Genomic DNA, 12,242 nt, shown 5'->3' with positions numbered 1-12,242 from the left:
GGTGCTACACATGATTGTCATCATCGATCATTATGATTCATTTACTTATAATTTATATCAATATATAACAGAAATTGCAGGGGAAGTGCTTGTGTTTCGTCATGACCAAGTGACAGTGAAGGAAATAGAAAAGTTATCCCCATCAGCTATCGTTCTTTCACCAGGCCCTGGTAACCCTAACGAATCAGGGATAAGTAAAGGTTTACTGGAACAATTTTATCAAAAGATTCCGATACTAGGGATCTGTTTAGGGCATCAGGTGATAGTAGAGTGGTTTGGTGGAAAAGTTCAAAAAGGGAAACAGCCGGTACACGGTAAGACTGCCAATGTTACCCATGATGGTCAAACGATCTTTCGTGATATACCAAACCCGACAACAGTTACTCGTTACCATTCCCTTGTTGCCACAACGTTACCCTCAAGCTTGAAGGTTACGGCTAGATCTGAGGATGGAGCTGTGATGGCTGTACGACATAACCTATATCCGATAGAAGGTATTCAATTCCATCCAGAATCGATTCTTACTGAACATGGCTATCGAATGCTTAAGAATTTCTTTTCTTTTATGAAGGGAGAAGATTTAGACTTCATACTAAAGGAGGTGGAGAGATGAGTTCGTCTCCTAATCTTTATTTTGAATATGCTGATGAGCAGGGGAATAAAAATCCTTTGCTTTTTAAGGAACCTTTGAAAGTCATTCAAACTTTTCATTTAGATGAACTAGAGGATGTTTTTGCAGAATTAGAAAAAGCGACACAGCAGGGCTACTATGTTGCTGGATATATAGCTTATGAAGCTGCGCCTGCGTTTGATGCTGCTTATCGGGTGAGTGAACAAGGAAATGAGATGCCTCTGGCATGGTTTGGAGTGTTCGAAGAGCCTACTAATCGTGAGCCAGGAAAAATAGAGGATACCTTTAATGCTTCTGAGTGGAGAATAGAAACTGATTACGAATCCTACCAAAGCGATATGCAACGTATTCGTAAGGGTATTGAAAAAGGAGATACCTATCAGATTAATTACACTACAAGAATGAGGGCTCAATTGGAAGGGGAACCTTATGCTTTTTATCAGCATTTATCCCGTAATCAGAATTCTTCTTATTGTGCGTTTTTAGATATTGGTGATTACTCTATTCTTTCAGCTTCTCCAGAACTCTTTTTCCGGAAGAAGGGGAACGTCATTACAACAAAGCCTATGAAAGGGACATCAAAGAGAGGGCGATGGTTTGAAGAAGATCAAACATTAGCAGAAGACCTTTACCAGTCCGAGAAAAACCGAGCAGAAAATCTAATGATTGTGGATCTTTTACGAAATGATCTTGGAAGAATGGCGAAATCAGGTTCGGTTAAGGTGCCTCGTCTTTTTGAAATAGAAACCTATCCAACTGTTCATCAGATGACTTCCACAATTCAAGGGGAAATTGACGAAGATAAAACTATTTTTGATTGGTTTCATGCGTTATTTCCTTGTGGTTCCATAACAGGTGCTCCTAAAATCAGAACGATGGAATACATAGCAGAACTTGAGACCTCTCCGAGAGAAGTGTATTGTGGGGCGATCGGTTATATAACTCCCGAGAAGGATGCGGTTTTTAATGTTCCTATTCGTACTGTTTGGGTTGATAATAGCAGCCATCAGGCTGAATACGGTACTGGAGGCGGGGTGACTTGGGATTCAACAAGTAAAGGAGAATATGAGGAACTCCAAACAAAGTCTAAATTATTAACGGAAGATCGTCCTTCTTTTCAACTTTTAGAGACAATGAAATTAGAGAATCAAACCTATCCATTAGGGAGTCGTCATTTGAATAGATTAAGTCAAAGCGCTATTTATTTCGGTTATGAGCTTGATAAATGCTCCATTGAACAAGAGCTGAATCATATAGCTAAAGACTATCCAAATGGGGAGTACAAGGTCCGTTTATTAGTGTCCGATGATGGCACTTTTGAAACTCAAATAAGTGAAATTCAAAATAAACATGAGTATATGGAAGCGGTATTAGCTAAACAATCAGTGGATTCTTCTGATCCTTTTCTTTATCATAAAACCACTCATCGAGCCGTATATAACAATCATAAAACCTTGGAATTATCTGATCCAACCTCTGTTTTGTTATGGAACGAACGAGAAGAGATTACTGAATTTATCATTGGAAATGTGGTCTTAGAAATTAACGGCAAGCTTTTAACTCCACCTGTAAATTCAGGTTTATTAGCTGGCACGTATCGAGGCAATTTACTTGATAGAGGTGTAATTGAAGAACGAGTCCTATACAAGAATGATATTAAAATCTGTAATAAAGCATGGATGATAAATGCTGTAAGAGGTTGGGTGGAAGTTACTTTAAAGTAAAAGGAGAAATAAGGTATGGATATTGTATTATGGATAATTGTAATAGCAAGTTTTATTGTTAGTTACATAGGTCTTATATACCCAGTATTACCAAGTCCGTTATTTTTATGGATAGGGTTGCTGACATATCAGTTTGGAATTAATTCAGATGAATTATCGCTTTGGTTTTGGTTAACTATGGCTGTACTCACGTTTATATTGATTATTTCAGATATTATTATTAACAGTAAGGCAGTAAAACACTATGGTGGTTCAAAATGGGGAGAGCGAATGGCTGGTGTAGGTGTTATTGCAGGCTCCTTTGTGTTTCCGCCTTTTGGTGTCATTGTTGTCCCTTTTATACTTGTCCTTATTACAGAGCTTGTCCAAAAGCGTGAGATGGAAGAAGCTTTTAAGTCCTCTCTTGGGGCATTGATCGGTTTTCTTGGTGGAACAGTTGCTAAGTTGTTCATTCAAACCTTTATAATCATCTGGTTTTTGCTTAGTTCTTTTGTGTGGTAAGAAACGAGAAGAGTGTAGCGTCCTAAAAGGACGCTACACTCTTATTAATACCAGTAACTATATGGATAATAAGGGCCGTAATAAGGTCTGTAATACGGATAATAATACGGATAATAATACGGGTAATAAGGTCGATAGAATGGTGCGTATAATGCGCTTCCTAAAAGACCACCTAAAACACCACCAAAAAATGGCCCGCCAAAACCTCCATAAAATGGACGTCGACCAAATCCTCCGTAAAAGATACGACTATCCTCCTCATTGTGCTCAATATGTTCATCTAATTCCGTTCTTACTGGTTCATAAGACGTTTGATTAAAATAATGCATTTAATCTCCTCCTAATTCCATTCATTACAGTTTATTCTATGCACGTTAGCCCATTAATGAGTATTTATCACAGAAAAATAGGCTTGTGCCTTTGCAAAATGTACTGACAATATTTCAGGAAAAGGTTACCATTGGAAGAGATTAGAGGAGGAGAAGTTTGAAAGTGAGGGTTGAAATTGAAGGATTATCACTGCTGTGCAACGTGTATCCATTTTAAAGTAGAACGCACTGAAGAAGGGGTGAAACGGTTTTGTTCCAGATTAGGATATGAGACAGATCCCACATGGAAGTTTAATTGTTGGACACCGAAAGAAAATGTGAAAAAATTAATCGAAAAAGAACGTCAAAAGGATAGGGATATTTATTGAGGGTTAATTTTGAACAATGGTTATATCACTAAAATTTCCCTAATATCACAAAAATTATAGGTCGTCTATCTTGAGCATGGATTTTAAAATCTATAAATCTTTGAAAGAAGTAAGTACTTTCGATTCTGTTTTAAAACTAGGACCTTTGATAGATTTAAAACAACCATTCGTTTCACATTTGGATTAAGCTTTTTTTGAAACGGATATAAGAGAAGAGCTTGGAGGTCTATATGAAAAAAATATCGATAATTATCACCGTTTTTACACTCATGTTTCTTACGCCAGTACAGGAAATACTGGCAAAGCAAAATATCCAACCCTATCAAACTTATACATATGCCAAAATGAAAGAAGATTTGGTGGAATTGGATGATCATTATGGGGATCTTGTAGAAGTGTACTCCATAGGTAAGACACCTTATAATAGGGAGTTATATTTAGTGAAGTTAGGATTTGGTAAAGCCAATGCTTTTTATAATGGCTCTCATCATGCTCGTGAATGGATTACCACAACCCTCAATTTGAAAATGATTGATACATACGCAAGTGCTTATAATACGGACAGTAGTCTTGGGGGCTATAATGTAAAAGACTTATTACATAAAACAACGATCTGGTTCGTACCAATGGTGAATCCAGATGGTGTTACACTTCAGCAGGTTGGTTTGGATGCTTTTCCAAGTAGTGTGCACGATAATTTGATTCAAATGAATGAAGGAAGTACAAACTTTAAGCGATGGAAGGCGAATGCTCAAGGAATTGACTTAAATCGCCAGTATCCTGTGGGGTGGGAGAACGTTCGAAATGCTCATCCTGATCCAAATTGGAGAAATTATAAAGGAACAAAGCCATTTCAAGCAGAAGAGGCTAAGGTGATGCGAGACATAACACATATTATTAACCCTGATTTATCACTTGCTTATCATACAGCTGGCAGAGTTCTTTACTGGAACTTTGGTGTAGATCCTGCTGACCTTGAGCGTGACCGTGCTATTGCTAAAAAGTATGAAACCTTGGCAGGGTATCAAATGGTTCACACAAACTCAGGAGCGGGTTATACCGATTGGATCAATGGTGTTTTTGACAAGCCTGGTATCACCCCTGAGCTAGGCTATTACGTCGGTGAAACCGAAGTGAAGCCAGACCAGTTCTCAGAGATTTGGAGACGTAACAAGCATGCTGGGTTAGCCATGGCTTCAGAGGCGAGCAATGTTAGTAGTAGCAATACAAAAACGAAGGATCGCGAAGAGTCGTTATTTGTAGATGGTTCTGTGAAAGGTGCGCTGCTGCCAAATTCAACTGAAACCCTATACAAACAAGCGCAAAATGCACAAGAAAAGCTAGGGTTATCGATAGAACAAACAGTAAAATTATATAGTTGGTATCAGAAGTGCGGCAATTCTTGTTCTGTTAAAGACACTAGTTTAAAAGACATCTTTCATGATCTACAGTACTTTACGAGCATAAAATCTAAGCAAGGTATAAAGACTGATCACGCTTGGACAGTAACATTTGCAACGGATGTCCATAAGAATTCTATTAATCAAGATAATATTTACATTTTAAATGACCAAAACCAAAAAGTTGCATCACAGGATCTTGTGATTAACGGAAATCGTGTGGAGATTAAGCCTCCAGAAGGAAACTATGAATCTGGTAAGTCTTATACTATCTATGTAAAAGGGGTTCAAGCTCTTGATGGAAAGGTAATGAAAAAACCAGTACAAATGCAGTTTACAACTCAATAAGTATTCTTTAAAAAGTCACAGTTTCGGTTTAAACTGTGGCTTTTTTTGATTTATGAAGGAATTTTTTGTAATGATCAAGAAAAAAGTAGGGTCAGTATTAGAGTTCTTGTTTATGATGAAACTTGAGGTGGTTTAATGATTATACGTAAATTTTGTTCTACTGCTATCTTATTTTTATTTTTATCAATAGCTTTGTTCTTCTTCTTCACACCACGTGGAGGAATGGGTTATTATGCTGTTTTATTTACTTTTAGTCTATATACAATTCCCGCAATATTATTTTATGGGTTACCTGTCTCTGTTCTTTCTGAGTGGGTTTCTAAAAAATATACTATAACTGGAAAATTACGCTATTTGCTTTCTGGTTTTGTACATGTTTTTGCTGGTGGCTTATTCGTTCTTGTTTATGGAATACTCAGTTATCCAGGTATCTTTTTAAATAGGCATGGTATGTGGGATGTTGGGTTCACCCTTGTTTTTCTGGAAATGGGTATATTTTTTCTTTTTTGGTTGATTGATGAACTGCTTCGAATGAAGCTTCCTAACAGAACGTGATGTTGAATAATTCAAGGAGGTGGTCGAGTGAAGGATGTAGCGTTAGTAACAGTTCGTGGGTTTGTAACATAACATATGTAAATCATTTATTTAGGAATTAACCTTTTCAGCGTCACTTTTTTGACCAACTCATTATTAATTCGTACATAAAAAGCATGTAACCTCTTCCGAGAGGTTACATGCTCTTTTGTTATATTACATATTCAAAATCTTAACTTTATCACGAACAACAGAAAGCAAGCTGTTGCGGATACCTTGAACGCCAAGGCCTGATCCTTTGACTCCTAAGAATGGAAAATGGTCTGGGCCGCGTTCGGTTTTTGCGTTAATTTGAACAGAGCCGACTTTTAGTTTGTCTGCAATCTTCATTGCATTTTCTGTGTCTTTTGTGAAGATGCTAGCTTGTAATCCGTAATCAGATTGGTTGGAAAGTTCAATTGCTTCGTTTTCATTTGAAATACGAATGATTGGAAGAACTGGACCGAATGGCTCTTCCCATGCAACTTTCATATCGCTTGTTACGTGGTCTAGCAATGTCGGATAAATTAAGTTGTCTTCACGCTTATCTCCAACAAGTACGGAAGCGCCTTGATTCTTCGCGTCATCAATTAGACTTTGTACGAAATCAGCCGATTTTGTATTGATAAGTGGTGTGATTACAGCGTTATCTTCTGGCATTCCAACTTTTAAGCTTTTGACTTTGTTCGTGATCCGTTCAACAAGTAGGTCTGCTACTTCATCTTGGACTAGTACACGCTTGATTGCTGTACAGCGCTGCCCGCTGTAGCTGTAGGCACCTGCTACAATTTCCTCAGCTGCTTTATCAAGATCAGCATCGTTTAAGACGATTGCTGGGTCTTTTCCACCTAGTTCTAATACAAGAGGAACCATTGTTGATAATTGTGCGATGTGACGACCTGTGCCAGTTCCACCTGTGAACGTAATCATATCTACATTAGGATGTTGGACTAAATAATCGCCAATTACTGAACCACGGCCTGTTGCTAGTGTAACTAAGCTTTTAGGTAATCCTGCATCAATAAGAGCTTCAATCATTTTAATGCCACTGATTGCGCCTTGAGTTGCTGGTTTGAAGATGACTGAGTTCCCCATCATTAGAGCTGGTGCTACTTTTGAAGCAGAAAGGTTTACAGGGTAGTTGAATGGTCCAATTGCTAAAATGGTTCCAAGCGGCTCTTTTTCCACCATTCCTATTTTGTTAGGGGATCCTCCTTTGAATGAATCTCCGCGCATAACTTCTCCGTGAATACGTAAAGCATCTTCAACTGTGTGGCGAATGTAATCTGCAGTTCGACTAACTTCTGATACTGCTGAGCTCTTCTTTTTAGCAACTTCCTGCATGATTGTTTCGCCGATATCTTCCTGGCGTTCTTCTAGAATGTCTGCCCACTTATTTAAGATGTCCGCACGCTCTTGAAGAGATGTTTGAGCCCATTGATCCTGAGCTGCTACTGTTTTTTCTATGGAATCGTTAAGTTCTTCTTGAGATAAAGAAGGAACACTTCCGATTAGTTCATTTTTATGAGGAGAATGTATTTCAATCTTAGCCTTAGATTGACTCTCATTCCATTCTCCATGAATTAGTGTTTTGAAAGCTTGATGCGTTGTAATTGTCATGGTAATACTCCTTTTGCAAAATCTGTGAGGTTTTGAGTACGTGATCCGTGTTTTTCTTATTTAGCTTGTATCACAGATCATATTTTATGACTGATTGTTCAAATTTGCAAAAGATAAATATTATAACATAATGTAAGGGTTTTCGTAAGGGGTTTCAAGGAAGAAAATGAAAAAATCCGGAACATTTAATGAAATGGTCCGGATTTTTAAGTCTGTTTATATTTATGTTTGTAGAGTTCTTGATATTCAATAGCAGAATGCGGAACATCTGTAAATATTCCATTACAGTTTAACTTATAACAACGCATTAATCTTAAAGGGCGGTTTACCGTATAAATACGTAATGGTAAATCGTTTTTGTGACAATCTTTCACTAAACGACGAGTTAACACCGAGTATTTGGTATGCAATCCATTCGCACCTACTTCACGAACACGTGCCAATGGGTCCTTCACGCGTTTTGATAACAGTAGTGCAGTATCGGATTCTGGGAAAAAGTCATTATATCTTCTTATGCTGTTTGGGTTAAAACTTGAAATAACTGTTCTGGTTCCCATATTAAAATGTTGGAGTTGTTCTTGAACGATATATTCAATATCTGAATAATCGACTATGTTATTTTTCAACTCCAAGTTTAGGTTTAATTTGGTGTCTTTAATCCATTTAAGGAACTCTTCTAGTGAAACGATCTGGGTTCCTTTGTATTTCGTTGCAAACCAAGAGCCAGCGTCTAGTTTTTTTAATTCTTCATATGTATATTGATAAATAAAACCTGTTCCATTTGTTGTGCGATTTAAGGATTCATCATGGATAAGTACAGGAATTTGATCTTTTGTTAGTTGAACATCTGTTTCAATACCATCAGCACCTATTTTTTTGGCGAGCTTAAATGCTGGCATCGTATTTTCAGGTGCAATACGACTTGCGCCACGGTGAGCATAGATAGCTGTGTTCATTAAAAGGAACACCTCCTAAACATATCTCTATACGTTATGATTTTGTGCTATTTACCATGAAAAGTCAATGAGATCTCACTCTAAAAAATTTATGCATAACCAAAGCATAATAAAAGAGGGTATGATAAGGTGTAAGAAATCAGAAATTTGTGACTCAAAAATTGATTACATTCATAAAGTGTATGGAGACAGAAATGAGGTGGTTAACGATGAAGCGATGGCAAACGAAGGATTCGCTTGTTGATCTTTTGTGTTCGTTAGTCGAATACCCAAGTATTACTGGGAGCCCAGCAGAAATAGCATTAGTAGAGTATCTTTTTCATCAGTTATCTGAGCGCCATTATTTTCAACAAAACCCAGAACATATAAAGTTGCATCCATTAGATGATGGTCGCAGACTTTTAACTGCTCTTGTAAAGCAAGGGAACTCATCTGATACCGTTGTGCTTTTAAGCCATTTTGACGTAGTTGGAGTTGATGATTTTGGGTCTAAGAAAAACCTAGCCTTTCATCCAAAAGCTTTAACGCAAGATTACCATAGATATTTTGATGAATTGCCTGCTCCAGTTCAAGAAGACATTCAAACAGGTGAATGGTTATTTGGACGCGGCATTATGGATATGAAAGCGGGGTTAACGGTTCATTTGTCGATGTTAGAAAAAGCGATGGACGGAGAGTTTGATGGGAACATCTTATTGTTAACTGTTCCGGATGAAGAGGTCAACTCTTTAGGGATGTTACAAGCTTTGCCAGCCCTAACTGAACTTCGTGAAGCAGAACAACTTAATTATCGAGCCTGCTTAAACGGTGAGCCGATGTTTAGCCAATATCCTGGAGACCCGCACAATTATGTGTACAGTGGTTCAATTGGAAAGCTTTTGCCGGGATTCTTTTGTTATGGAAAAGAGACACATGTTGGAGAGCCTTTCGCAGGATTAAATGCGAATTTAATGGTAAGCTATATCGCTCAAGAGCTAGAGTTGAATGAGTCCTTCATAGAAACAGTTGGAAATGAAACAACACCTCCACCTGTGAGTTTAATGCAGCGTGATTTAAAGGAGGAATATTCCGTTCAAACTCCTCAGGCAGCCGTGGCTATGTATAACGTATTGTATTTAAAGCAATCAACGCGAGAAATAAATGAAAAACTTTTGCATGCTGCCCATCGTGCAAGTAAACGAATTACAGGTCATTATAAGAATAAGGCAGATGCGTTTCACCAAGAAAAGCCAGGTCTTGAATTCCCTGAAATGGACGTAAGCGTTATGATGTATGAAGAGCTATATGAGGAAGCTGTCTCCCGTTATGGAAGTCATGAGGTAGAGCGTATTCAAAACCTCTTGATTAGCCAACGTGAAAAAGGGGATCGTGAGTTTTCTACACTTCTAGTGCATGAGCTAGCAGCATTATGTAAAGACCTAGCTCCGATGATTGTGTTGTTTTACAGTCCGCCATTTTATCCGTCTGTATCATCAAAGCAGGATCCTTATATTCAGAATACGCTAGCCTATGTAAAAGATTACACAAGGAAACATTATTATTTAGACTTAGAGGAAATCGAGTTCTTCCCGGGATTATCTGATTTAAGCTTTATAGGACCTTCTACAAGTCAGGCTCCCATTGGTACCATGCTTGATAACATGCCGTTAAAGGGAAAAGGGTATGATTTATCGGAAAGTATGTTACAAACCTTGCAAATGCCAATTTTGAATGTGGGTCCACGTGGCAAAGATCCTCATCAGTGGACAGAACGACTTGAACTATCTTATAGCTTCGAGTATTTACCAGATATCTTGACCAATACCATCCATTATCTATTAAAAAATCCAGCCCCTTAAAGAGGAGCTGGATTTTTTATTTTAAGAAAGTTTCATTAAAATCCAACGCCGTTATGGGTGAAGTGTTAAAGTAGACTAGGAAGATGACAGACAGCATAAATGAAGGTACAATAGATACTGAATGATCATTCATTTTACTGGAGGAACGTATATGAAACAGTTAACAGACACGATTTACCAAGTCTCAATTCCTACACCATTCGCTGTGGGTGATGTACATACATATCTAATAAAAGGTGAGAGTCTCACTTTAATTGACGCAGGAGTTAGAACAGATGAAGCCTGGGAAGCAATGAAATATGAGCTAAATGAACTCGGGTATCATCCAAATGATATAGAACAAATTGTTTTAACACACCATCATCCCGATCATATCGGATTAGTCGATCGCTTTGAACGTGTGCAAGCTATTTACGGACATCAGGATAATGAACGTTGGTTAACACGTGATGAAGAATTTTTTAAACGTTTTAAATCCTTCTTTTATGATTTATATAAAGCTTTTGGAGTAAGTGAAGAGTACGAGGCTTTCTTTAAACATTTACAAGACCCATTAAAATACGTGGGAAAAGGGTCCTTAACAAAAGCATTGAAAGAAGGAGATGCGGTACCCGGTCACTCGGAGTGGAAAGTACTAGAAACTGCTGGTCACGCAGAGAGTCATTTATCTTTTTATCGTGAGGAAGACTCAAGTATGATTTCTGGCGATCATTTGCTTCAGCATATTTCATCTAATCCTTTACTTGAGCCTCCACGCAATCCTGGTGGAGAGCGTCCAAGACCTTTGGTGACGTATCGTGAAACGTTAAAGAAGTGTCTGAATATGCCAATCGGAACGGTTTATCCTGGTCATGGTTCAATTTTTGAAAAGCCACATGAATTGATTCAAACGCGATTAGTTAAACAGGAGGAACGAGCGGGAAAAGTGTATAACATGCTAACAGAAGCGCAAACGCCATTCGAGGTATGTAAACAATTATTCCCTCGACATATTGAAAAACAATTTGGGCTAACGATGTCTGAGACAATGGGACAGCTCGATTATCTTGAGTCGACTCATCGTGTAAACATTCAGATGCGTGACGGCGTGTATTATTATCAAGCGAAGTGATTGGAGAATTTTATGAGTGAACGAATGAAAGGCAAGAATATTGTCATAACTGGAGCATCCAGTGGGTTAGGAGAAAGTCTAGCTATACGTGTTGCGGAAGCGGGAGCCGTACCGGTTTTGCTAGCACGTAGTGAGGACAAATTACGAATGCTTAGTGATCGGATAATGGAAACGTATGGAGTAGAAGCTTTCTGGTATCCATGTGATTTAGCTGACAAAGAAGCGATCCAAAAGTGCTTTCAGCATTTGTTCAAAGAAGTTGGACGTGTTGATGCTCTTGTGAACAACGCTGGATTTGGTGTTTTTGAACGTGTTGAAGACACCAGCATGGATGCATTTCGCTCGATGTTTGATGTGAATGTAATAGGGCTGATTCATTGTGTGAAAGAAGTGCTCCCTTTTATGAAAGAAGCAAGAGAAGGTCACATCATAAACATTGCTTCACAAGCGGGTAAGATTTCCACTCCAAAGAGCGCTGGATATGCCTCAACAAAGCACGCTGTTCTCGGATTTACGAACGGCCTTCGTATGGAAATCGATTCTTATAATATTGGAGTAACGGCTGTTAATCTGGGACCTGTTCGAACGAACTTTTTTGAGACAGCGGATCCTGGAGGTACGTATATAAAATCTGTGGAGCGTTATATGTTAGACCCGGATGATGTAGCTAAGAAGGTAGTTGAGCATTTGTTTACTTCCAAGCGGGAAATCAATATGCCTCATTGGATGGAATTAGGTGCCAAGGCCTATCAACTTGCTCCTGGATTGATGGAAAAAATGTTAGGGAAACAATTTAAGAAAAAATGATGAGAGAACTGCTACGTTTATGCGTGGCAGTTTTTT

General features: G+C 38.2%; 12 protein-coding genes. 9 read left to right on the top strand and 3 right to left on the bottom strand.

The genetic code is table 11. From position 1 onward, the window contains the following. Window positions 1-10 precede the first annotated feature (10 nt). From GS400_RS11485 to GS400_RS11475, 3 genes are read left to right on the top strand one after another with little or no spacing between them, the layout of a single operon-like run. Window positions 11-613, top strand: coding sequence for an anthranilate synthase component II (locus GS400_RS11485; protein ID WP_160101916.1), 603 nt, complete (start codon window positions 11-13; stop codon window positions 611-613). Further along, window positions 610-2,355 (top strand): aminodeoxychorismate synthase component I, encoded by a 1,746-nt coding sequence (gene pabB, locus GS400_RS11480; RefSeq protein WP_160101914.1) that lies wholly within the window; start codon window positions 610-612, stop codon window positions 2,353-2,355. Before GS400_RS11485 ends, pabB begins: the two co-directional genes overlap by 4 nt. A gap of 15 nt (window positions 2,356-2,370) precedes the next feature. Further along, window positions 2,371-2,856: a DUF456 domain-containing protein gene (locus GS400_RS11475; protein WP_160101912.1), complete on the top strand. Its 486-nt coding sequence runs from the start codon at window positions 2,371-2,373 to the stop codon at window positions 2,854-2,856. Between the two features lie 44 nt (window positions 2,857-2,900). Here the strand turns inward: GS400_RS11475 and GS400_RS11470 are convergent, their stop codons facing one another. Then, window positions 2,901-3,185 carry a hypothetical protein gene (locus GS400_RS11470; RefSeq protein ID WP_370519682.1) on the bottom strand — a complete coding sequence of 95 codons (285 nt, stop codon included), beginning with the start codon at window positions 3,183-3,185 and terminating at the stop codon, window positions 2,901-2,903. A gap of 176 nt (window positions 3,186-3,361) precedes the next feature. Between GS400_RS11470 and GS400_RS20205 the strand changes: the two genes are divergently transcribed. The 3 genes from GS400_RS20205 (at window position 3,362) to GS400_RS11460 (ending at window position 5,856) form a co-directional block, all read left to right on the top strand. Then, window positions 3,362-3,553: a hypothetical protein gene (locus GS400_RS20205; protein ID WP_236560891.1), complete on the top strand. Its 192-nt coding sequence runs from the start codon at window positions 3,362-3,364 to the stop codon at window positions 3,551-3,553. Between the two features lie 230 nt (window positions 3,554-3,783). Next, window positions 3,784-5,301, top strand: coding sequence for a M14 family zinc carboxypeptidase (locus GS400_RS11465; protein ID WP_160101910.1), 1,518 nt, complete (start codon window positions 3,784-3,786; stop codon window positions 5,299-5,301). Between the two features lie 135 nt (window positions 5,302-5,436). Further along, window positions 5,437-5,856, top strand: a complete 420-nt coding sequence (locus GS400_RS11460; RefSeq protein ID WP_160101907.1) for a hypothetical protein — start codon at window positions 5,437-5,439, stop codon at window positions 5,854-5,856. Between the two features lie 195 nt (window positions 5,857-6,051). Here the strand turns inward: GS400_RS11460 and GS400_RS11455 are convergent, their stop codons facing one another. Further along, window positions 6,052-7,488 carry an NADP-dependent glyceraldehyde-3-phosphate dehydrogenase gene (locus tag GS400_RS11455; RefSeq protein ID WP_160104602.1) on the bottom strand — a complete coding sequence of 479 codons (1,437 nt, stop codon included), beginning with the start codon at window positions 7,486-7,488 and terminating at the stop codon, window positions 6,052-6,054. Window positions 7,489-7,700: 212 nt separating this feature from the next. Next, window positions 7,701-8,450, bottom strand: a complete 750-nt coding sequence (locus GS400_RS11450; RefSeq protein ID WP_160101904.1) for a glycerophosphodiester phosphodiesterase family protein — start codon at window positions 8,448-8,450, stop codon at window positions 7,701-7,703. A gap of 209 nt (window positions 8,451-8,659) precedes the next feature. On the opposite strand from GS400_RS11450, the gene GS400_RS11445 reads away from it, so the two are divergent. The 3 genes from GS400_RS11445 (at window position 8,660) to GS400_RS11435 (ending at window position 12,206) form a co-directional block, all read left to right on the top strand. Then, on the top strand, window positions 8,660-10,288 hold the full coding sequence (locus GS400_RS11445) for a M20/M25/M40 family metallo-hydrolase (RefSeq protein WP_160101901.1): 1,629 nt from the start codon (window positions 8,660-8,662) through the stop codon (window positions 10,286-10,288). Between the two features lie 151 nt (window positions 10,289-10,439). Then, window positions 10,440-11,399 carry an MBL fold metallo-hydrolase gene (locus GS400_RS11440; RefSeq protein WP_160101899.1) on the top strand — a complete coding sequence of 320 codons (960 nt, stop codon included), beginning with the start codon at window positions 10,440-10,442 and terminating at the stop codon, window positions 11,397-11,399. A gap of 12 nt (window positions 11,400-11,411) precedes the next feature. Further along, the gene (locus GS400_RS11435; RefSeq protein WP_160101897.1) at window positions 11,412-12,206 is read left to right on the top strand and encodes an SDR family NAD(P)-dependent oxidoreductase; all 795 of its coding nucleotides are present in this window, start codon (window positions 11,412-11,414) and stop codon (window positions 12,204-12,206) included. Window positions 12,207-12,242: the final 36 nt, after the last annotated feature.

Source organism: Pontibacillus sp. HMF3514, assembly GCF_009858175.1.
Classification (GTDB): Bacteria; Bacillota; Bacilli; order Bacillales; family BH030062; genus Pontibacillus.
Note: the sequence above shows the minus strand (reverse complement) of the source record. Positions and strands in the feature narration are given on the sequence as shown.

Bases quoted from the DNA above. Each gene is read 5' to 3' on its own strand.
- GS400_RS11435 (WP_160101897.1), top strand. From the start codon at position 11,412: ATGAGTGAACGAATGAAAGGCAAGAATATTGTCATAACTGGAGCATCC.
- GS400_RS11460 (WP_160101907.1), top strand. From the start codon at position 5,437: ATGATTATACGTAAATTTTGTTCTACTGCTATCTTATTTTTATTTTTA.
- GS400_RS11445 (WP_160101901.1), top strand. From the start codon at position 8,660: ATGAAGCGATGGCAAACGAAGGATTCGCTTGTTGATCTTTTGTGTTCG.
- GS400_RS11440 (WP_160101899.1), top strand. From the start codon at position 10,440: ATGAAACAGTTAACAGACACGATTTACCAAGTCTCAATTCCTACACCA.
- GS400_RS11450 (WP_160101904.1), bottom strand. From the start codon at position 8,450: ATGAACACAGCTATCTATGCTCACCGTGGCGCAAGTCGTATTGCACCT.
- pabB (WP_160101914.1), top strand. From the start codon at position 610: ATGAGTTCGTCTCCTAATCTTTATTTTGAATATGCTGATGAGCAGGGG.
- GS400_RS11485 (WP_160101916.1), top strand. From the start codon at position 11: ATGATTGTCATCATCGATCATTATGATTCATTTACTTATAATTTATAT.
- GS400_RS11465 (WP_160101910.1), top strand. From the start codon at position 3,784: ATGAAAAAAATATCGATAATTATCACCGTTTTTACACTCATGTTTCTT.
- GS400_RS11475 (WP_160101912.1), top strand. From the start codon at position 2,371: ATGGATATTGTATTATGGATAATTGTAATAGCAAGTTTTATTGTTAGT.
- GS400_RS11470 (WP_370519682.1), bottom strand. From the start codon at position 3,185: ATGCATTATTTTAATCAAACGTCTTATGAACCAGTAAGAACGGAATTA.